14 protein-coding genes are annotated in these 22,307 nt (G+C 33.1%); 6 read left to right on the top strand and 8 right to left on the bottom strand.

Features of this window, described 5'->3' with window-relative positions:
* Positions 1 to 21: 21 nt before the first annotated feature.
* Positions 22 to 579, bottom strand: a complete 558-nt coding sequence (locus MYRA21_RS13270; RefSeq protein WP_039329360.1) for a Crp/Fnr family transcriptional regulator — start codon at positions 577 to 579, stop codon at positions 22 to 24.
* A gap of 379 nt (positions 580 to 958) precedes the next feature.
* Here MYRA21_RS13270 and MYRA21_RS13265 point away from each other — a divergent pair, with 379 nt between their 5' ends.
* The 3 genes from MYRA21_RS13265 to pheT all read left to right on the top strand — a co-directional run bounded on the left by MYRA21_RS13265 (position 959) and on the right by pheT (position 6,083).
* Complete coding sequence (locus MYRA21_RS13265) at positions 959 to 3,133, top strand: DNA mismatch repair protein MutS (RefSeq protein WP_025124189.1); 2,175 nt, start codon at positions 959 to 961, stop codon at positions 3,131 to 3,133.
* Positions 3,133 to 3,546 (top strand): thiol-disulfide oxidoreductase DCC family protein, encoded by a 414-nt coding sequence (locus tag MYRA21_RS13260; protein ID WP_016649519.1) that lies wholly within the window; start codon positions 3,133 to 3,135, stop codon positions 3,544 to 3,546. Before MYRA21_RS13265 ends, MYRA21_RS13260 begins: the two co-directional genes overlap by 1 nt.
* A 101-nt stretch (positions 3,547 to 3,647) precedes the next feature.
* A complete protein-coding gene (pheT, locus tag MYRA21_RS13255) occupies positions 3,648 to 6,083 on the top strand; it encodes a phenylalanine--tRNA ligase subunit beta (protein ID WP_039329359.1) in 2,436 nt (811 codons plus the stop codon).
* Between the two features lie 1,353 nt (positions 6,084 to 7,436).
* Here pheT and MYRA21_RS13250 read toward each other — a convergent pair.
* Positions 7,437 to 10,871 carry a methylmalonyl-CoA mutase family protein gene (locus tag MYRA21_RS13250; RefSeq protein WP_039329357.1) on the bottom strand — a complete coding sequence of 1,145 codons (3,435 nt, stop codon included), beginning with the start codon at positions 10,869 to 10,871 and terminating at the stop codon, positions 7,437 to 7,439.
* 138 nt (positions 10,872 to 11,009) lie between these two features.
* Positions 11,010 to 11,777: a hypothetical protein gene (locus MYRA21_RS13245; RefSeq protein ID WP_016649521.1), complete on the bottom strand. Its 768-nt coding sequence runs from the start codon at positions 11,775 to 11,777 to the stop codon at positions 11,010 to 11,012.
* Positions 11,778 to 12,290: 513 nt separating this feature from the next.
* Here MYRA21_RS13245 and MYRA21_RS13240 point away from each other — a divergent pair.
* Genes MYRA21_RS13240 through creD form a run of 3 tightly spaced genes read left to right on the top strand, consistent with a single transcriptional unit; the run spans position 12,291 to position 14,562 of the window.
* Entirely contained in the window at positions 12,291 to 12,914 is a 624-nt protein-coding gene (locus MYRA21_RS13240) for a hypothetical protein (protein WP_016649522.1), read from the top strand.
* 14 nt (positions 12,915 to 12,928) lie between these two features.
* Complete coding sequence (locus tag MYRA21_RS13235) at positions 12,929 to 13,228, top strand: transcriptional regulator (protein WP_016649523.1); 300 nt, start codon at positions 12,929 to 12,931, stop codon at positions 13,226 to 13,228.
* 50 nt (positions 13,229 to 13,278) lie between these two features.
* On the top strand, positions 13,279 to 14,562 hold the full coding sequence (gene creD / locus MYRA21_RS13230) for a cell envelope integrity protein CreD (protein ID WP_006259079.1): 1,284 nt from the start codon (positions 13,279 to 13,281) through the stop codon (positions 14,560 to 14,562).
* A 55-nt stretch (positions 14,563 to 14,617) separates the two neighbouring features.
* Here creD and MYRA21_RS13225 read toward each other — a convergent pair whose 3' ends face one another.
* The 5 genes from MYRA21_RS13225 to MYRA21_RS13205 form a co-directional block, all read right to left on the bottom strand.
* Positions 14,618 to 16,606, bottom strand: coding sequence for an ATP-binding protein (locus MYRA21_RS13225; RefSeq protein WP_235279923.1), 1,989 nt, complete (start codon positions 16,604 to 16,606; stop codon positions 14,618 to 14,620).
* Between the two features lie 216 nt (positions 16,607 to 16,822).
* The gene (locus MYRA21_RS13220) at positions 16,823 to 18,841 is read right to left on the bottom strand and encodes an ATP-binding protein (protein ID WP_039329350.1); all 2,019 of its coding nucleotides are present in this window, start codon (positions 18,839 to 18,841) and stop codon (positions 16,823 to 16,825) included.
* A 183-nt stretch (positions 18,842 to 19,024) separates the two neighbouring features.
* Positions 19,025 to 20,521: a malate:quinone oxidoreductase gene (locus tag MYRA21_RS13215; protein WP_255420020.1), complete on the bottom strand. Its 1,497-nt coding sequence runs from the start codon at positions 20,519 to 20,521 to the stop codon at positions 19,025 to 19,027.
* Between the two features lie 87 nt (positions 20,522 to 20,608).
* Positions 20,609 to 21,016, bottom strand: coding sequence for a Holliday junction resolvase RuvX (gene ruvX, locus MYRA21_RS13210; RefSeq protein WP_006259083.1), 408 nt, complete (start codon positions 21,014 to 21,016; stop codon positions 20,609 to 20,611).
* Between the two features lie 19 nt (positions 21,017 to 21,035).
* Positions 21,036 to 22,208 carry an AIR synthase related protein gene (locus MYRA21_RS13205; protein ID WP_006259084.1) on the bottom strand — a complete coding sequence of 391 codons (1,173 nt, stop codon included), beginning with the start codon at positions 22,206 to 22,208 and terminating at the stop codon, positions 21,036 to 21,038.
* Positions 22,209 to 22,307 lie beyond the last annotated feature (99 nt).

The raw sequence follows: 22,307 nt of genomic DNA, 5'->3' as shown, positions 1-22,307 counted from the left end.
TCTTTAAAACATTCACTTAAGTTAATATCCCTTTTCGTTTATTCTTTTTCGAATGCGAGATAGAGACTGAGGCTTCACTCCTATATAGCTTGCGATATACTTTTGTGGAATACATTTAAACACCTCAGGAGTACTCTCTATCAACTGTAAATAGCGTTGTTCTGGGTTTAAGAACAAGAGAAAATCTATTCTTTTCTTTGCTTCTAAGAAAATCAACTCTGCCATTCTTCTACCTAGTAATTGTGCTTCTATAGATGTTTCATAATACGCAAAGAGATCTGACTTACGGATTAGCTCTACATCTGTCTCCTCTGTAGCTACAATGGTTAATTGGGATGGTACACTAGTCAACACACCTTCATAGTTAGTAAATATATGATTAGACAGATAAAATGCAAAAGATACATCATCCCCTTCTGCATTTATATAATACATCCTCAAGCTTCCTTTGCGGACAATTCCAACATAATCACAAATTTCCCCCAATTGAAGAATTTCTTCCCCTTTTGTTAGCGTTCTATAAATTACGCTATCCTGTAAATCCTCTAATAATCTATCGACAAAATGGTTACTTTGCATTTTCTTCTACGTGTATTAATGACTTATCAAATGTAAAATATCCTTCTATAAATCAAAACAAGTATATTCTGTTTTTGAACTCCTAAAAACGACCATTTTACTCTTCTACCCCTTTATCTTCTATCTTATTTCTAATGAATACTTCATAAGCAAATAATCCTTTTCATAATGGCTCCATTAAATCACCTCGAATAACAGGCTCATAACAAAGACGTTTACTTAAATTGTCATTTTGACTGTTCTAAGATAGCCTACAGAATTATAATTTATTTTAGCACCTATTACTACACCATTCGTATAAAATTGTGTCTGTAATGAATTAAAAATCTTTAATTCACTCAAATAATGTTATTTTTGTACATATTCTCATTTTAATAAAATGACATCAATAAACAAAAAAACATTACAAGATTTAGAATTCAATACGGTATTAGAAACAGTATCAGCTCTTTGTACTACAGAGGCTGGTAAAGAAGCTGCTATGGAGATATGCCCGCTTAAAACAGAAGCAGGAACAATGAGAGCATTAAAGCAGACTTCAGAATACGTTTCTTCATTTACCAATAATAATATTATCCCGAATCACTACTTTGACAGTATAGACTACGAATTAAAGTTTTTAGGAATTGAAAATAGTTTCTTAGAAGTAAGTAGCTTTAAAAAGATACAAACCCTAACAGACACCACAATTACCCTAATCTCTTATTTAAAAAAATTCGAGGAGTACTATCCTAATTTATACCATGAGGCTGAACAAACGCCTTTAGAGAAATCTATTCTTAAAGAGATAGATAATGTCCTGGATAAATATGGTGAAATCAAAGACAATGCTTCGTTAGATTTATTGAATATCCGCAAAAACATCAATATAGTTCGTGGTAAAATAAACCAAAGTTTTGGCGCAGCACTTACACAATACAACAGTTCTGGATATCTAGATGATATCAGAGAAACTGTGGTAGAAAACAGACGTGTACTAGCGGTAATCGCTATGCATAGACGCAAAGTAAAAGGAAGTGTATTAGGAACGTCTAAAACGGGAAGTATTGTCTATATCGAACCTGAAGCTACTTTGAGATTCTCTAGAGAGTTAAACAACCTAGAATATGAAGAACGCGAAGAAATCGTACGTATTCTAAAAAACCTAACAGATGCTATTCGCCCTTTTAGAGATCTACTTTTAGAGTATCAAAGCTTCTTAACCTATATCGATGTTACTGCTGGAAAAGCGAAGTATGCCAATAAAATCAACGGTCTACTACCTGAGATTAGCAAAGAAAGAGAAATGTACTTTAGAGAAGCTTATCACCCTATTTTATTGTTAAACAATAGAGCGAAGAATAAACCTACCTATCCACAAACAATTAATCTAGAGCAAAACAGTAGAATAATCGTTATCTCTGGACCAAATGCTGGTGGTAAGAGTATCACGCTAAAAACAGTAGGGTTATTACAGCTAATGTTACAGTCTGGATTACTTATTCCGGTACACGAAAGAAGTAAAACATTCTTATTCGATAGAATACTAACAGATATTGGAGACAATCAATCTATAGAGAATCACCTAAGTACTTACAGTTATAGACTTAAGAACATGAATTATTTCTTAAAGAAATGTAACGATAATACGCTATTCTTAATTGATGAGTTTGGTACAGGATCTGATCCAGAACTAGGAGGTGCATTAGCAGAAGTGTTCTTAGAAGAATTCTATGATAGAGAGGCTTATGGTATTATTACGACTCACTATACCAATCTAAAAATACTAGCAGATGAATTACCGAATGCTACGAATGCCAATATGCTATTTGATGAGAAATCATTAGAACCAATGTATAAACTAAACGTTGGACAAGCAGGTAGCTCGTTTACCTTCGAAGTTGCACAGAAAAATGGTATTCCGTTTAGCTTAATTAATAGAGCCAAGAAAAAAGTAGAAGGAGATAAAGTTCGATTTGACAAGACTATCGCTAATCTACAGAAAGAAAGACATAAACTAGAACGTACTTCTCAGAACTTAAAAGAGGAAGAGACTAAGGCAAGAGATGAGAGTAAGAAAATGGAGACCATCAATGCTAAGATTCAAGAGAAACTAGAGCGTTATCAGGAATTATTTGATTCTAATCAACGTTTAGTAGCACTAGGTCAACGCTTAGATGATTTGTCTGAAAAATACTTTAATAATAAAAGTAAGAAAACTCTTTTTGGAGAAGTTCTAAAAGTAGTAGAAATTGAAAATTCTAAACGTAAGAAGGTTACCATAAAAGAGAAAAAAGAAAAAGAAGCTCAACAAAAAGAGCTAATTAAGGAAGTGGAACAAAAAGTAGAAGTGATTCGCAAAGAGAAGAAAGAAGAGAAGGCGAAAAAGCAACTACAAGATGCACAGAAGAAAACCAACTTCCCTCTTAAAGTGGGAGACCGCGTTCGTATGATAGATGGTCGTTCAGTGGGAACAATCGATGTAATCGAAAAAAATAAAGCAACAGTTAATTATGGTATCTTTACTTCTAAAGTAAGCCTTGATCAACTAGAAATGGTAGAACGCAAAAAATAATGTTAGATATACCTCGCAATAAAAAAATCATCTTATTTGACGGTGTTTGCAACTTATGTGACAGCACCGTCAATAAGGTTATTAAAGCAGATCACCAAGATCAATTTAGATTCGTAGCCTTAGATTCAGAAAAAGGGAAAGAGATTCTAAACTATATCGGTATTGATCGCAATAAGATAGACAGCATCGTTCTTTATGAACCAGGTGTAGCCTATTTTATCAAATCAAAAGCAGCCTTTGAAATTGCTTCTGCTCTAGGGGGCAAGTACTCCCTGATCGGCATATTCTCATTCTTACCAACAGGTATCACAGATGCTCTATATGAATATATCGCTAAAAACAGATACAAATGGTATGGAAAAAAAGAAAGCTGTATGATACCAAGTGAGGATATTAAACAGAAATTTCTATAATTTCTTCACTTAACGCTAATTTGTGATTTTTTCATCACAAATAATTTTACTTAAACTTTGGCAATGCGTATATTTGCGTACTTATAAAAAAATATTCTCGAATGCATATTTCATACAATTGGTTAAAACAATTCATTAAATTAGACATAACACCAGAAGAAACTTCAGAAATCTTAACAGACTTAGGTCTTGAGGTAGAAGGAATCACTACATATGAGAGTCTTAAAGGTGGTCTAAGAGGAGTTGTTGTTGGACACGTATTATCTTGTACAAAACATCCAAATGCAGACAAATTAAACGTAACAAAAGTTGATTTAGGAACAGGTGAGCCAGTACAAATCGTATGTGGTGCGCCGAACGTTGCTGCAGGGCAAAAAGTACCGGTTGCTACTATTGGTACAGAATTGTTCGATGCAGAAGGAAATGCATTCCAAATCAAAAAAGGCAAGATTCGTGGAGAAGAAAGCTTTGGTATGATTTGCTCTGAAGTAGAACTTGGTTTAGGTACAGATGGAAGCGGTATTTTAGTTTTAGAAGATAAATGGGAGCCTGGAACACCAGCTGCTACTTTATTTAATATCGCGACAGACGAAGTTTTTGAAATCGGTCTTACTCCTAACCGCTCTGATGCTATGAGCCACTGGGGAGTAGCACGTGACTTAAGAGCTGGTCTACTACAAAATTCTAAAGAAGAAACTCAACACAAAGAATTAATCACTCCTTCTGTTAGCAAATTTAAAGTTGAAAGAAGAACACTTAAGATTGATGTTAGTGTTGAAGACTATAAAAAGGCACCTCGTTACTGTGGTGTAACAATCTCTGGTATAGAAGTAAAACCTTCTCCAGACTGGTTACAAAATAGATTGAAAGCAATCGGTATTACTCCTAAAAACAATATCGTAGACGTTACCAATTACGTTTTACATGATTTAGGACAACCATTACATGCTTTTGATGCTGCTAAAATAAAAGGTGGTAAAGTAATCGTAAAAACTGTCGCTGCAGGCACTAAGTTCGTAACTCTAGACGGAGTAGAAAGAACTCTTCACGAAGATGACTTAATGATCTGTGATGAGAATGGACCAATGTGTATGGCAGGTGTATTCGGAGGTAGCAAATCTGCTGTTTCTGAAAGCACATCAAATATTTTCTTAGAAAGTGCTTATTTTAATCCTGTTACGGTAAGAAAAGCAGCAAAAAGACATGGTCTTAATACAGACTCATCTTTCCGTTTTGAGAGAGGTGTTGACCCTGCTATTACTGAATATGCTCTTAAACATGCCGCTTTATTAATCCAACAAGTAGCTGGAGGAGAAATCACTTCTGATATTATCGACTTATACCCTAAGAAAGTAGAAGAACATTCTGTATTCTTAAACTTCAATAATATCAATAGATTATTAGGAGAAGAAATTTCTAAAGAAACAATCAAGAAAATCTTAGTATCACTAGATATTAAAGTTCACAGTATGTCTGATGTAGGTATAGGTATTACTGTTCCTGCTTATCGTGCTGATGTAACTAGAGAGATCGACGTTATAGAAGAAATCTTGAGAGTATATGGATTTAACAATATTACTTTCTCTTCTAAATTAAATGCAACTATCGCTAATAGTTCTAGAACAGAAGATCATAGAGTAACAAATATTGTGGCTCAGCAGTTGGTAGCACAAGGGTTTAATGAGATTATGAATAACTCATTGACTACCCCTGATTACACAGAGTTAAGCGAAAATATTAAATCTAATTACCAAGTAGATATCCTTAACCCACTAAGTCATGACTTATCAGTAATGAGACAGTCGTTATTATTCGGTGGATTAGAGTCTATCTCTTACAACGTAAATAGAAAACGTGGTGATTTAAAATTCTTCGAGTTTGGTAAAACATACCACAAGATGCTTAACAACTTCGAAGAGTACAAACGTTTTTCAGTATTTGCTACAGGTAATATCACGAAAGCAAGCTGGAACTCTGAACAAAAAACAATTAGCTTCTTTGACTTCAAAGGGTATATCAATGGTATTATCACTCGTTTAGGCTTAGCTAAGATAAGTACTCAACCTATAGAATCAGATTTATTCTCAGAAGGTATTGCTTACTATATAGGAAAAGAATTAATCGTAGAGTTCGGTATTCTGAAGAAATCAGTAACCAAACACTTTGATATCAAACAAGAAGTTTGTTACGCTGAATTTAACTGGGATAATGTATTAAAAGTAGTTTCTGCTAAAATCAAAATTGCTGAAATCAATAAATTCCCTTCAGTTAAACGTGATTATGCTTTATTAATCAACGAAGCGGTAACTTTCGAAGAGATCTATAACCTAGTAAAACAAGTAGATAAAGCAGTCATCAAAGACGTAACTTTATTTGACGTTTACCAAGGAGAGAAAATCGAAGATGGTAAGAAATCATACGCTATCTCTATTATCATGGAAGATGTTACAAAAACACTTACTGATAGTCAAGTAGACAAAATCATGGGTAAAGTAAAATACCAATTAGAAAATGTTTTACAAGCTCAATTGAGATAATACTAATCGTTTATAGTATATATTTAAAAACGCCCTACTAGATCTTTAGCAGGGCGTTTTTTTGTGTACCCTATTCTGTAAAGGATATCCAAATATGTACACCTAGAATCTGGATAAAGTAGAGACGGAATATCTTCCGTGTCACATAACATATATCGTATCACTTCATTGTAAGTAATATAGCACTAGGTCAAAATACAATCTACATAAGGTAGAGATGGAATATCTTCCGTGTCACATAATATATATCGTATCACTTCATTGTAAGTAATATAGCACTAGGTCAAATTACAATCTACATAAAGTAGAGACGGAATATCTTCCGTGTCACATAATATATGTCCGTATCACCTCATTGTAAGTAATATAGCACTAGGTCAAAATACAATCTACATAAAGTAGAGACGGAATATCTTCCGTATCGCATAATATATGTCATATCACTCCATTGTAAGTAATATAGCACTAGGTCAAACTACAATCTACATAAAGTAGAGACGGAATATCTTCTGTGTCGCATAATATATGTCATATCATTCCATTGTAAGCAATATAGCACTAGGTCAAAATACAATCTACATAAGGTAGAGACGGAATATCTTCCGTGTCACATAATATATGTCATATCACTCCATTGTAAGTAATATAGCACTAGGTCAAAATACAATCTACATAAGGTAGAGACGGAATATCTTCCGTGTCACATAATATATGTCGTATCACTTCATTGTAAGTAATATAGCACTAGGTCAAAATACAATCTACATAAGGTAGAGACAGAATATCTTCTGTGTCACATAATATATGTCGTATCACTCCATTAGCACTAGGTCAAAATACAATCTACATAAAGTAGAGACGGAATATCTTCTGTGTCACATAATATATGTCGTATCACTCCATTAGCACTAGGTCAAAATACAATCTACATAAAGTAGAGACGGAATATCTTCCGTATCACATAATATATATCGTATCACTCCATTAGCACTAGGTCAAAATACAATCTACATAAAGTAGAGACGGAATATCTTCCGTGTCACATAATATATGTCGTATCACTCCATTGTAAGTAATATAGCACTAGGTCAAACTACAATCTACATAAAGTAGAGACGGAATATCTTCCGTGTCACATAATATATGTCGTATCACTCCATTAGCACTAGGTCAAAATACAATCTACATAAGGTAGAGACGGAATATCTTCCGTGTCACATAATACAGCTTTTAGATTTGTTCTTAACTTGTGTGACACGCAAAGTACTGCGTCTATACTAGTCACCGAAAACCAAAAAAAAGCCTGTGAACATTCAGTCCACAGGCTTTATATAAATAAGCGAGAAATTAATCTTACATATTACGTCTATATTGTCCTCCTACTTCAAATAATGCTGAAGTTATCTGACCTAACGAACAGACTTTAGAAGCATCCATTAGCGCTTCGAATATATTGCCATTTTGAATAGCTACTTCTTGAATACGCTCTAATTCTTCTTTTACTAAAGCTTCATTAGCCTTATTCAAATTCTCTTTTGTTTTGATTTGGAATAGTTTCTCCTCCTCTGTTGCACGGATAACTTCAGCAGGAACCACTGTCGGAGATCCTTTTGAACTCAAGAAAGTATTCACTCCAATAATAGGGAAAGTCCCATTGTGTTTTAATGTTTCATAGTACAATGACTCTTCTTGAATCTTAGAACGTTGGTACATGGTCTCCATTGCTCCTAACACTCCTCCTCTTTCTGTAATTCTATCAAATTCTGCTAATACAGCAGCTTCTACTAAATCCGTTAATTCTTCAATAATAAATGACCCTTGTATTGGATTCTCGTTTTTAGCCAATCCTAGCTCTTTATTTATGATTAACTGTATTGCCATAGCTCTACGCACAGATTCTTCCGTAGGAGTCGTAATAGCCTCGTCATACGCGTTAGTGTGAAGTGAATTACAGTTGTCATAGATAGCATACAACGCTTGAAGTGTAGTACGGATATCATTAAAGTCAATCTCTTGTGCGTGTAATGAACGCCCTGAAGTCTGAATATGATATTTAAGCATCTGTGCACGTTCATTAGCACCATACTTATTTTTCAGTGCTTTTGCCCAAATACGACGCGCTACACGACCAATTACTGCATACTCAGGATCAATACCATTCGAGAAGAAGAACGATAAGTTTGGCCCGAAGTCATTAATATCCATTCCTCTACTTAAATAATATTCTACATAAGTAAATCCGTTCGCTAATGTAAATGCCAACTGGGTAATAGGGTTAGCTCCAGCTTCTGCAATGTGGTATCCTGAGATAGACACAGAGTAGAAGTTACGCACGTTTTTCTCAATGAAGTACTCTTGCACATCTCCCATTAAACGAAGTGCAAACTCCGTAGAGAAGATACAAGTGTTCTGAGCCTGATCTTCTTTTAAGATATCTGCTTGTACTGTACCACGAACTTGTGATAAAGTATTCTTTTTAATCTCAGCATACACCTCTTTTGGCAATACTTGATCTCCTGTTACTCCTAAAAGCATCAGTCCTAAACCATCATTTCCTTCTGGTAATTCACCATTATAACGAGGTCTCTCTACACCTTTTACTTTATAAATAGCTTCAATCTTTGCTTCAACTTCCGCTACTAAGTCATTGTCTTTGATATAGATTTCACACTGTTGATCAATAGCAGCATTCATAAAGAATCCTAATAACATTGGTGCTGGCCCGTTAATAGTCATCGATACTGATGTCAAAGCATGTGCTAGGTTAAACCCTGAATACAACTTCTTCGCATCATCCAAACAACAGATAGAAACCCCAGCATTACCAATCTTACCATAAATATCAGGGCGATGTCCTGGATCATTACCATATAAAGTCACAGAGTCAAATGCAGTAGATAGACGTTTAGCAGGCATACCTAATGACACATAGTGAAAACGTCTATTGGTACGCTCTGGCCCTCCTTCTCCCGCAAACATACGTGTAGGATCTTCTCCTTCACGCTTAAACGGATAAAGTCCTGAAGTAAACGGAAATTCTCCTGGTACATTCTCTTGTAATGACCAACGCAAGATATCTCCCCAAGCTTCATACTTAGGCAGTGCAATCTTAGGAATCTGTAAATGTGATAAACTTTCTGAATGCGTAGCTATCTTGATTTCCTTATCACGTACTTTGAATGAGTACACAGGGTTTTTATACTTGTTCACCTTCTGATCCCATGTCAAAATCACTTCCCAGTTATAAGGGTCTAAGTTCATCTTCACCTTATCAAACTCCTTTAACAGAAGGTTGATGAACAATTGTGTATCAGCATCTTTAGAAACTATTGTTTCTTCTACGATTCCTGACTTGTCTATTTCTGGCAATTTACCAGCTACTGTTTCTACTGTTTTAAAAATACCGTATAGCTTCTGAGCTACCTCTTTTTGAGTTAATACCGTCTCATCATATTTACGGTTGTTCTCCGCTATCTCAGATAAGTAACGTGTACGGTTAGGAGGTATCACAAATACCTTCTCACTCATCTCCTTAGTGATTTCGAAACTAGACTTTAAGTCTGCTCCTGTCTTCTCTACCACTTTATCCATAATCGCTTTATACAAAGCATTGGTACCAGGATCGTTAAACTGAGAAGCAATCGTACCAAATACAGGCATTTCGTCTGGGTTTACATCCCATAAGTTATGGTTGCGTTGGTATTGTTTCTTTACATCTCTAATAGCATCTAATGCCCCACGCTTATCAAACTTATTGATTGCAACGATATCAGCGAAGTCAAGCATATCAATCTTTTCTAACTGCGTAGCCGCTCCGAACTCTGGAGTCATAATGTATAAAGAAGCATCTGAGTGATCTAAAATCTCCGTGTCTGACTGACCAATTCCCGATGTTTCAAGAATAATTAAATCATAATTGGCAACCTGAAGTACTTGAAGTGTTTCTTCAACATAACGAGATAACGCTAAGTTAGACTGACGAGTAGCCAGAGAACGCATAAACACACGAGGATTATTAATCGAGTTCATACGAATACGATCTCCTAATAAAGCTCCTCCTGTCTTACGCTTAGAAGGGTCAACAGATACTAGTGCAACTGTTTTTTCAGGGAAGTCAATCAAGAAACGGCGAACTAACTCATCTACCATAGATGACTTACCTGCTCCTCCCGTTCCTGTAATACCTAATATAGGTGTATTCTTATGTTTCTTTTCGTCGTATTGGAATACTTTAAGGAAATCTTCTTCTCTATTTTCAGCTAACGAAATTAAACGAGCAATCGTAGTAACATCTTTATCTGCCAAAGATTGATATACATCTTTTCCCTCTGGTAATTGCAAGTCCATTGTAGGATAGTCAGCCTTCCCTACCATATCGTTAATCATCCCTTGTAATCCCATCGCTCGTCCATCATCTGGAGAATATAAGCGTGTGATACCATAATCCATTAACTCCTTTATCTCACTAGGAAGAATTACTCCTCCTCCTCCTCCAACGATTCGGATATGTCCTGCTCCTTTTTCTTGTAGCAGGTCGTACATATATTTAAAATACTCGTTATGACCTCCTTGATATGAAGTCATTGCAATCGCATTAGCATCTTCTTGGATAGCTGTATTCACTACCTCTTCAACGCTCTTATCATGTCCTAAGTGAATAACCTCACATCCCGTCGATTGAATGATACGACGCATAATATTAATCGCCGCATCATGGCCATCAAATAAAGCCGCCGCAGTAACTATACGCACCTTGTTAGTAGGCGTATAGGGTGTATTTTGTTGCATAATTTTTTAGTTTTTGTAGAATGCCAATATAATAAATATTCGCTAATTTCACTACCCCCCTCAAAAGATTTGAGTTACTTATGCTTAAATCAACAACACATAGTTCTCCCCTATATCCCGTTATACAATCCTATAGCGTTAACCTAATTCATATCTCATCCATACATTAGCTTCTATATATTCACCTTTATCCATTTCTAAATCTATCTGAATAGGATTAAGCAATACAGGTAAGATGTATTGACCAGAGCTTCTGAACTTCATATTAGCCCATTGCTCCCACTCGGCGATACTTCCTTCAACAACCATAGAACGCTGACAAATCTTTACGACATGAGCACCTCCTTTTATATGTGTACGTATCCATGCATCATAAGGCAAACCATCATTATTCTTCCATTGGATATAATCATCCATTGAAATCAAAGGAAAATTCGTCTTTAAGTTAGGTCTAATAGGCAGTATAAAAGCATTCATTTCTGTAGACAAAGCAATGCTTTTCATATATTGAATTAGCTGATGACTAATGCCTTTACCTTGATAATTCTTATTGAGCCCAATCTGCAATGCGCAAAGTGTATTTGGGATTAATCCTTTCTCATGATCTTTAACAGCCTTTTCCAAAGCCCAATCCCATCCTCCCTCAGGTAAGTCAGCTAACTCCTCTGCAGTAAGATGAAGTGGAATACAATTTCCATTACCAACAACTACATTTCCTTCTAAAAGATAAAACTGATAATCAGCGAACAACTCATATATACTATCCCAATATGTTAGATTCACTGTATCTGCTAATACATAAGCAGGCCAAACATTAAACTGATCTACTTGATGATTATAGTCTATGCTCTGCTCTGCTGTCAAAGCTTTAGCTGTGGAGAAAGTATAGGAAGTAATCTGTGTCATAATTCATTATTTAATTGACTGCAAGTAACAAATTTACGCTTTATGATTCTTTCATTTAAACGTAAACTGACATAAAATACAGCTCAAACGCCTACCTAGATAAAGAACAACTTCTAAAAAGCATCAATACCACTGCTTTTAGAAACATTAGTACAGTAATAGCATATGGATTACAATTTTATCGCATAGCGGTCGCATAAAAAACCATCAAAAATATGCGAGCAGTATGCCATCACTATGCGATAACTATGCGAACACTGCCTATTTTTTAAAAATTAGATTTATCTTCATTGCTTTGATTTTTTGAGTTAAAGCTATTTATTACACCTAATTTACTTATCAAAACAAGCAAATTTACATAGTATTTAAATAATTTTTGAATTAGCTATAAGTACTCGTTTAAGATTATAATGGAGAACGTTAGTATAGATTTATAGTCTTTAAAATAAATATTTACTTTTTTGTTTCACATATCATTATTTTATTAACTTTGTATTTCAAAGTACTTTTACTATGACAAATAAAGCTATTGAAGATTTAAATCAAATCAAGTCGATAATGGAACGCTCTACTAAGTTTTTAAGCCTTAGTGGTTGGAGCGGTATATGGGTAGGTCTATGTGGGCTTATTGCTGCAACTGTTTTATACTATTGGCAGACAAGCTCTACGTACTCTTATGAAAATCTAACACTAGAGGATTCATACCAAACTGCTTATACTGCAGAAATGCTATTAGTGCTAGCTATCACTACTTTTGTCATTGCTGTGGTAGGTGGATTTTACTTCACAATACGCAAAACACGCAAACAAGGTAAATCATTTTTAAATCAAGTCACTAAGCGTTTATTAGTACGCTTCTCTATTCCGCTAATAATAGCCGGAATTCTATGCTTAATATTACATAAGTATCATTTACTACAATTTGCTTTACCTACTACACTATTATTCTATGGGTTAGCACTATTTAGCGTTCAAGAAGACACTGTCAAAGAAGTAAAAGCAATCGCTGCACTAGAAATAGTCTTAGGTTTACTAGCGTTCTATTTCTTAGATTACACACTTTTACTATGGGCAATAGGGTTCGGTTTAGTACATTTGCTTTACGGGATTATTTTATGGAATAAGTACGATAAATAAATTATAACACAAATATGAAATTCGATTTAGAAAAATTAAACAAAGTCTTTGACAATCGTATCCGCGTAGGTATTATGAGTGGATTAATGGTCAATGATTTCCTATCGTTTAAAGATCTAAAAGAATATCTGGACCTAACAGATGGAAACCTTGCCTCTCATTTAAAGAACCTAGAAGAAAGTAATTATATAACGGTTACAAAAGGGTTTGTTGGAAGAAAAACAAATACTACTTATACAGTGACTGAAGAAGGTAAGCTTGCCTTTAAACAACACCTAGCCTATTTAGAAAATTTAATTAAAAAGCTTAAATAATTTTTTTACCCATCAACTTTGAAAAACAAAGTACTTTTAATTCTAATAAAATGAAAAAAGAAAATTACAAACCAATGATCAAAGGAGTTATAATCAGTGTATTATCTCTTATGTTACTTATCACACTACCTTTTATCAGTAGTCTAATCTCCGAACGTGAAAGCTTTCAGAGTGAAGTAACGACTGAAGTAACCTCTAAATGGGGACAAAAACAAACCATATACGGTCCTTTTGTCCTTGTAGAATACTATACTAATCATCTTACTGAGGATGGAAAAGTAATGAAACAATTAAACAGTTATTTACAAACTCCTATCAAACAAGATTTTACAGGTGATATAAAAACACAAATTAAAAAAAGAAGCTTATATGAAGTAGCACTTTATAACACTAACTTAAATGTAAAAGCTAGCTTCCCTACGCTAGATGAATTAGCCTCTACGTTAAATCTAGCAGATAAGGAAGCATTTACAAATGCGAAGATTGTCTTCTCTGTATCAGATAGTAAAGGTTTCACTCAAGAGATTCTTATCAATAAAAACCCTCAACAATACTTTGAGCAGGATAGATCTCTAAGGATCAATTCTAGTATTGCTTTCTTAAGTTACGATATCAATAAAGAGGATATAGATTTGAGTAATATTAATTTTCCTATTCAGTTAAAGGGTTCTACAGAGATTAACTTTCTAGCAACTGCTAAACAGACTAATGTCAATGTCACTTCTGACTATAAGGATATCAAATATATTGGAAACTATCTACCTGATAACGATGAAAAACAAAGCGTAAACGAGCATTCAAAATGGACAATTTTTCAATCTATACCAATCAGCTCTGATCTAAATACAATTACCCAGTTGACAGATTATAGTTTTGGAATGAAATTTCTACAAATGAATGACTTTTATAGCAAAGTAAACCGAGCTACTAAATATGCTTTACTATTTATAGGCTTAACCTTCGCTACCTTCTTTTTTATGGAGAATATAAAAAACCTAAGTATCAATATCTTACACTACACATTAGTGGGGTTAGCTTTATGTATCAATTTCGTCTTACTCCTATCCTTTGCAGAATATATAGGCTTTAGTTATGCTTATATTATTTCAGCATCAGCGACTATAATTTTGATTACATCATTTATCTTTGGATTGAGCAAAAACAAGCGTATTGCAGCAACTATATTTGGATTATTATTTGTGTTATATGCATTTCTATTCTTCCTATTACAATTAAAAGAAGCTGCACTTATTGTCGGTAGTATTGGATTATTCACCATCATCGCCATACTAATGTACTTTTCTAAAAGAATAAACTTCACTAGTGAAGAATAATAAATGAGAGAGGTCGCTTAATAGCGACCTCTCTCATTTATCTAATACCAAGATTCTAGCACTCTACTGACTCGTTTAAATCAATAGTAAAAGAAATACTAGTTCCTTTACCTTCTGTACTTGAAATATTAATCTTACTATTCATCAATTGGGTTCTTACTTTTATATTAGTAAATCCAAGCCCTCTCTTTACTATATCTGTATCAAAACCTACTCCATTATCTTTAATAATTACCTCAAATCTCGTTTCTTCTCTTAACAGTATAGATACTTGACATTCTGTTGCCTTAGCATGTTTCTGTACATTCTGTAAACACTCTTGTATAATTCTATAAATATGAACTTTAAACTTAATACTTAACCTACTAAAGCGAATATCATTAGACATAAATAATATAAACTTAGTTACTTGATTTCTATTCTGAATCCCTACTAGATCCCTAATTAGTTCATTAAACTCTTTATTTTTAAAATCCTCTTCATGTCCTAATACATGAGAAACATCTCTTATATATTGTTCTACCTCTTTTACTTCATTAATAAGGGAATCTTTATGTGTCTCTACAGACTCTTTACTTACCTGCATTAATAAAAAACGAGTAACAAATAGCTTATTTAAAACACCGTCATGTAGTTCTTTTGCTATTTCTTTACGCTCTATATTACGGGCTTCGGCTAATTCATTTTGTACATTGATAATCGAGTCATAGTACTTCTCTGTGTCTTTCTGAAACAACTTGACTAAAGAAACTTCTTTTGCTTTTTGCCTAAACAAAATAACAAAGAAAATAGTTATAGCAAGTACAAGTAAAGCACTAGAAACCATCGTAATAACATTCTTCTGATTTTGTAATTGCTCATTTGCTCTTTCTAGAGAATCCGCTTCAAAACTAAGTCTTGCAAAAGTATTCTTGATCACATTATTCTCATCGAGTATAAGTTTATTCAACTCCTCGTATCTCACAAAATTGGTATTATATTGCTCTTTTTTGTATTTTAATAAAACAGTAAGAGTTTCTTTTTCTAATCCTAGATTATTATTTTGATGAGCATATTCTAATACCTCGTTTACAAGTTGATTTCCTTGTTCTTCTTTTTTAATTAGATAGAAATACTCTGCTAAAAGAATTTTATACGAATTATAATCCTGAAGATTCTTGTTTTTCAATTGTATATCGATTGCTCTAACAAGATTCTTTTCTACATCATCATAGTGTTTACTCTTAATATCGGCTTGAGTTAAGTTATATAACAAATGTGCCAACATCATCTCATCATATATAGTACTTTCATTGATATATTTATCAATAACATTATGTATTAAATTTTGGGCTTTTTTATACTCGCCTTGCTTAATATAAACCTCTGCTATATTATAGTAAATCGTAATTTTGTTCAACCTAATTGCATCAGGTAAAAAAAACTTTACAATTTCAGGGTTATCTAAAAGTTTTAAAGATAATTCTAATTGCTTTAAAGCTTCTGGCAATTGTTCTAAACCTACTAAAGCATTAGCCATTATAATAGATTCTGAATATTTAATACGAGCATCTTTATGCTCTTTATTAACATTCATCGCTTTAAGAATCTGTGATTGTCCTTCAGTAAAGATTTTATTATTTAAAAGAATAATAGCTTTATGAGAATACACTTCTTGCAAGTTTACAGAATCCTGAATAGACTTAAACAAAAACTCAGCTTTAGTGTAATTATAATAAGTACTATCTATTTGAAAATTCTGAGCATAACGTTTACCACGTAAGAAATAAGCTTGCGCTTCATTTTTCTTGTCATCTGCTTTTCTAGACCTCTTAAAGAGTTCTTCTATATACTGCTTATCTGCATTAGTTAGTAATATATATTTTCGCAAAGCATTTCTGCTCTGCTCAGTATTCCTTAGGTTTAATATAACATTACCTAAAGAGTCTGCAGCAGCCTTATCATTATCAGTAGGATTAAATCTGTTATAACTCTTTATAAATGCGTTTATTTCTTCTAACTTTAAGTCTTCTTTATTGGTTTCAGTCTGTGTACAATGAATCATCGACATAGAAATACACAAGACTGCAAAATATAAGACTCTTAGTTTAAACATTTTAAATACAAGACACTATAACTTATTAAAAAAAGCATACAAAGATAGAGAACTATTAATATGTAATCTAGTAAAAGTAAAAAGTATATAATTAACTATTAATTACCGAATACATAATACTATTTACAACGAAATACACATACTTTATTTAATTTCTCTGTATTTCTAGAAATAAATTATGAAGAGAATTTTCGTTCCACTACCTTTCTTACTAATCACAAATAATTTCCCCTCTATAATCTCTATTCGTTCCTTAACATTCGGTAGTCCATATCCACCTTTTATAGACCTAGTATCAAAACCAGTCCCATTATCCGTAATCGCTATTTCAAAACTTACAGGAGTTTTAAGCTTAATATCAACGACACACTTACTCGCATTAGAATGTAAAGCTACATTTAACAAAACCTCTTGTATCGAACGATAAATATTTATTCTTTTTCTATGATCTAGACATTCTAGATTCAATTTGGGATCTATTTGTATACTAAAATCAATATTTGACTGTCTTTTCTGTACCAAGACAAGTTCTTGTAATAGCTGTTGAAATCCCTGTACCTTCCCTCCTTCTTCATTAACAAGACTATGAGATATATTCCTTATATAATCCTCTACTTCAACAACTTCATTTACCAAAACATCCTTATGATTATCAATTTCTTCTTTCTTTAATTGCATTAATGTAAATCGAGTTGCAAATAACCTATTAACTACCCCATCGTTTAATTCTTTCGCAATTATTTTACGTTCTCTATCTTTTGCTACAGCCAAATACTTCTGAACGTTTATAATTGAATTATAATACTGTTCAGTATCTTGTTGAAACATCTTGATTAACCCTATTTTTTTTATCTTTAAATGATATATATAAGCTAATAAAATAATAGTAACAATCACAAATAAGCTAATAGTAATTGTACTTAATAATCTATTTCGCTCTAGTAATGTTTTATTCAATTCATTCAAAGAGTCTGCCTCTTGTTTTATTCTTATAAAGCTATTTTGAATTAAATTTCCTTCTCCTTTAAATCTCTTACTTATTTCAACATATTCAATAAAAAACTGGTCTGATCTATCAGAATCATAGGATATTAATAATTCTAATGCTTTCAATTGATTTTCAAAATCTCCCACACTACGGACTTCTTCTAATATTCTTTCAACTAAAGGGAAGCCTAAATTCAGTTGCCCTGTTACAAAATAATATTCTGCCAAAACTAATTCAGCTTTATGGATAATTATTCGGTTCTTATTCCTTTTTCCTATTTCTATTATCTCGCTTAATAAAGCATGTATCCCTTTGTAATCATTTGTTTTTAATTTAGCAGAAGCTAAACTAATAGCTAAATATGCGTAGTATCTTTCACTAGTTACATCATTAAAATTTATATACTTAGCTATACCTTCTAATAGTAGTTCTTTAGCCTTGAGGTACTTTTCTTGTTTTACATACACCTTTGCTACATTATCAACTAAATAAGTTTTGCTAAGATTAATATACGCTTCTGATTCCTCTGATAATATTGTTTTATCTGAAAGTAATTCGAACGCTTGGTTATAATAGTGTAAAGCATCCTCATACATACCTAATCCACTAAAAACATCTCCAATTGTAAAATACTGTTGATGACGTCTTCGAATAGATATTTCTTTGGTATTATAGCGAATAGATTTTAGAATTTGTTTTTCTGCCTCTGAATAGACACCATTTTTATTAAGTACATAGGCCTTTATATAATAAGTGTAACTAATATTTAAGGAGTCCTTTTTTATGAGATATAGCTTTTCAGCTTGATTATAATAATAGTAAGCACTATCAAATACAAGATTACTCAAATAATACTGACCTGTCAATAAATAAGCATTTGCTATATCTATACTATCACGATCTTCAACTGCATAGTCATATAACCGATCACAATACTTTTTATCAGCTTTAGTTTTGTTTATATAATCCTTTATTATCTCTCTATTACCACGGGAATTAGGCAATAACAAAACAAGTTTTCCTATAGAATCAGCTTGTTTTAGCATTAAGTCATTTACCGCATCAGTATTATAGTTTTTTAGAAACTCCTTTATAGAATGATTTATAATATCATTCCTTTTTGAATTATCACAACCATATATAGCAAATACTAATACCCAGAAAGGAAGAATTAGGTAAAGAGATTTAGAAGTCATTTTTAAGCATCTGCATATTAAACATTTATTCAGATAATAATAATTATATAACTAAAAGGACAAAGTATGTAAATATAATAGTTATATACATTCTTTGCCTTTATAACTAAAATATTATTTCTCTAAACAAATAATACTAACATATAATTAATAAAAAAGCACTCTATATAGAGTGCTTTTTTATTAATTATATGGATATATTTTCAAAGTCTTACTTGTATTATCCCTAGTACTTGCTACTAGTTCAGGATGTTCATTTAGCTTTAATCCAAAAGTAGGAATCATTTCCTTAAATTTAGCTTGCCATTCAGCAGACTTAAACTCTTCTTTAAAACATTGTGATAAAAGCTTTAACATAATTGGAGTTGCGGTAGATGCTCCTGGCGAAGCTCCTAATAAAGCTGCTATTGATCCATCAGCAGCACTTACTACTTCAGTACCAAACTGCAAGATTCCCTTTCCATCTTTATCTTTTTTGATAACTTGTACACGTTGTCCTGCTTTTTCTAATTTCCAATCTTCCTCTTTAGCATCTGGATAATATTCTCTTAATGCTGCATAACGAGATTTTGAAGACTGTAATACTTGTTCTATCAAATATTTGGTCAAATCCATATTGCGAAGACCTGCTCCTAACATTGGACCAATATTATTAAATTCAAGTGATTTAATTAAGTCCCAATATGATCCTCTTTTTAAGAATTTAGTAGAGAAACCAGCGTAAGGTCCAAAAAGTAATGAATGCTTTCCATCAATAAACCTAGTATCTAAGTGAGGTACAGACATCGGTGGCGCTCCTACAGATGCTTTACCATATACCTTAGCCATGTGTTTTTTCACAACTTCAGGATTACGACATACTAACCATTCTCCTCCTACAGGGAATCCTCCATAACCTTTGCTTTCTGCAATATCTGCTTTTTGCAATAGTAGAATCGCTCCACCTCCTGCTCCAACAAATACAAATTTAGATTTGATTACCTTTTTTTGTCCTTTACTATCTGTTGCAGATACAGTCCATTCAGAACCAGTCTTTGTGATATCTTTAACCTCACAATTAAAAGTCATATTAACTCCATCTTCACTCTTTAGATGGTCAAATAACTGACGAGTAAGATCACCAAAGTTAACATCTGTTCCAAGATTCATATGTGTAGCAGCACATACTTCATTTTCTTTTCTGTTCTCTATAATTAATGGAGCCCATTCTTTTATTTTCTCTTTATTATCAGAGAATTCCATTCCTTGGAATAATGGATATTTTTGAAGTTCATTATAACGTTTTCTTAAATAGTTTACGTTATCTTCTCCCCACACAAAGCTCATATGAGGTACAGTATGGATAAAATTACTTGGATTTTTAAGGACACCCTTATTTACCAAATAAGACCAAAATTGACGAGAAACTTCGAATTGCTCTACAATATTGATTGCCTTAGAAGCATCTATTGTACCGTCTGCTTTTTCAGGCGTATAATTTAATTCACAAAACGCAGAGTGTCCAGTTCCGGCATTATTCATTGCATCAGAACTTTCGGCAGCCGCACTGTCGAGACGCTCAATAACCTCAATTTTTAAGTTTGGTTTCAGCTCTTTCAGTAGGACCCCAAGAGTAGCACTCATAATACCTGCCCCTACCAAAACAACATCAGCCTCTGATTTTTGTATACTTGACATTATATCGGATTTATTTATATGCAAAACTAATCTTTATTTAAGAGAAATTATCTACAACTAATCTTAAATAATCATAAAATTAAAAAACATTTATCTTCTCATGTAGTCTTGTAGAATTATAGTCGCTGCTATCTCATCGATCAACGCTTTATTCTGTCTTTGTTTCTTTTTAAGACCACTATCTATCATTGTTTGAAAAGCCATCTTAGAAGTAAATCTCTCGTCTATTCTCTCAACTGGCATATCAGGAAAAGACGTCTTAAACTTTTCAATAAAACTATTCAACAAAGGTACTACTTCAGAAGGTTCATTATTTAGGCGTTTTGGTTCTCCAATAATCACCTTCTCCACTTTCTCTTTAGAAAAATAATCTTTTAGAAATGGCAATAGTTGCTCTGTATCAACTGTAGTTAATCCAGAGGCTATAATTTGAAGTTCATCACTTACAGCTATACCTGTACGTTTTTTACCGAAATCGATAGAAAGCAATCTTGCCATTTTATATTGTATGTTTTTTTTAGTATTTAAATGTTCCGTATTCAGAAGTGATTGTTAGTTTCTTCTCTTCTGAAGCTTCCACTCTACCAACTATCTGAGCTTTTACATTAAAAGATTCTGAGATAGCAATAATATCAGCTGCCACTTCTGGTCTTACGTATAATTCCATACGATGACCTGAGTTAAACACTTGATACATCTCTCTCCAATCTGTGTTAGATTGCTCTTGAATTAGCTTAAATAATGGTGGAACAGGAAACATATTATCTTTGATGATATGTAATTTATCCACGAAGTGAAGAATCTTTGTCTGTGCTCCTCCACTACAGTGAATCATCCCATGAATATCATCTGATTTATATTTATTTAATATTGACTTAATAATAGGTGCATAAGTACGAGTAGGTGACAATACTAATTTACCAGCGTCTATAGGAGATCCCTCTACTACATCAGTAAGATGTACTTTTCCTGAATAGACTAATTCTTCAGGCACAGATGAATCATAACTCTCTGGATATTTTGCTGCTAAAGAATGATCAAAAACATCATGTCTAGCTGATGTTAATCCATTACTTCCCATACCTCCATTATACCCTTTTTCATAGGTAGCTTGTCCAAATGATTCTAAACCTACGATAACATCACCTGCTTGAATATTAGCATTATCAATAACATCACTTCTCTTCATACGTGCAGTCACAGTAGAATCTACAATAATCGTACGAACTAAATCTCCTACATCTGCAGTCTCTCCTCCTGTAGAGTGAATTGTTACTCCAAAAGATTTCAATTCATTAATTAATTCCTCTGTTCCATTGATAATAGCAGAAATAACTTCTCCCGGAACTAGATTTTTATTACGCCCTATAGTGCTAGAAAGCATAATATTATCTGTCGCTCCTACGCACAATAAATCATCAATATTCATGATTAATGCATCTTGAGCAATTCCTTTCCATACAGAAATATCTCCAGTTTCTTTCCAATACATATAAGCTAAAGAAGACTTCGTACCCGCTCCATCAGCATGCATAATTAAACAGTAATCCTCATCCCCAGTTAAATGATCTGGGATAATCTTACAAAATGCCTTTGGAAATAATCCTTTATCAATGTTCTTAATTGCATTATGAACGTCTTCTTTCTCAGCAGAAACTCCGCGTAGTGCGTATCTATTATTTGAACTCATAAATGTTGTGTTGTTTCTGCAAATTTAGCGCTAATGTTAATGTAAAGCAATCTTATTTTTGGTGAACTTTTCTCTTTTTTTAGTTAAGATTACTGCCTG

It is taken from the genome of Myroides sp. A21 (assembly GCF_000807225.1).
GTDB classification, from domain to species: domain Bacteria; phylum Bacteroidota; class Bacteroidia; order Flavobacteriales; family Flavobacteriaceae; genus Flavobacterium; species Flavobacterium odoratimimum.
This window is presented reverse-complemented; position numbering and strand designations above follow the sequence as displayed.

What these genes read in the sequence shown, in the direction of transcription:
- MYRA21_RS13220 (WP_039329350.1), bottom strand. Translation starts at nt 18,841, where the DNA reads ATGACTTCTAAATCTCTTTACCTAATTCTTCCTTTCTGGGTATTAGTA.
- MYRA21_RS13245 (WP_016649521.1), bottom strand. Translation starts at nt 11,777, where the DNA reads ATGACACAGATTACTTCCTATACTTTCTCCACAGCTAAAGCTTTGACA.
- pheT (WP_039329359.1), top strand. Translation starts at nt 3,648, where the DNA reads ATGCATATTTCATACAATTGGTTAAAACAATTCATTAAATTAGACATA.
- MYRA21_RS13205 (WP_006259084.1), bottom strand. Translation starts at nt 22,208, where the DNA reads ATGAGTTCAAATAATAGATACGCACTACGCGGAGTTTCTGCTGAGAAA.
- MYRA21_RS13260 (WP_016649519.1), top strand. Translation starts at nt 3,133, where the DNA reads ATGTTAGATATACCTCGCAATAAAAAAATCATCTTATTTGACGGTGTT.
- MYRA21_RS13240 (WP_016649522.1), top strand. Translation starts at nt 12,291, where the DNA reads ATGACAAATAAAGCTATTGAAGATTTAAATCAAATCAAGTCGATAATG.
- MYRA21_RS13265 (WP_025124189.1), top strand. Translation starts at nt 959, where the DNA reads ATGACATCAATAAACAAAAAAACATTACAAGATTTAGAATTCAATACG.
- ruvX (WP_006259083.1), bottom strand. Translation starts at nt 21,016, where the DNA reads ATGGCAAGATTGCTTTCTATCGATTTCGGTAAAAAACGTACAGGTATA.
- MYRA21_RS13270 (WP_039329360.1), bottom strand. Translation starts at nt 579, where the DNA reads ATGCAAAGTAACCATTTTGTCGATAGATTATTAGAGGATTTACAGGAT.
- creD (WP_006259079.1), top strand. Translation starts at nt 13,279, where the DNA reads ATGAAAAAAGAAAATTACAAACCAATGATCAAAGGAGTTATAATCAGT.
- MYRA21_RS13235 (WP_016649523.1), top strand. Translation starts at nt 12,929, where the DNA reads ATGAAATTCGATTTAGAAAAATTAAACAAAGTCTTTGACAATCGTATC.
- MYRA21_RS13225 (WP_235279923.1), bottom strand. Translation starts at nt 16,606, where the DNA reads ATGATTCATTGTACACAGACTGAAACCAATAAAGAAGACTTAAAGTTA.
- MYRA21_RS13250 (WP_039329357.1), bottom strand. Translation starts at nt 10,871, where the DNA reads ATGCAACAAAATACACCCTATACGCCTACTAACAAGGTGCGTATAGTT.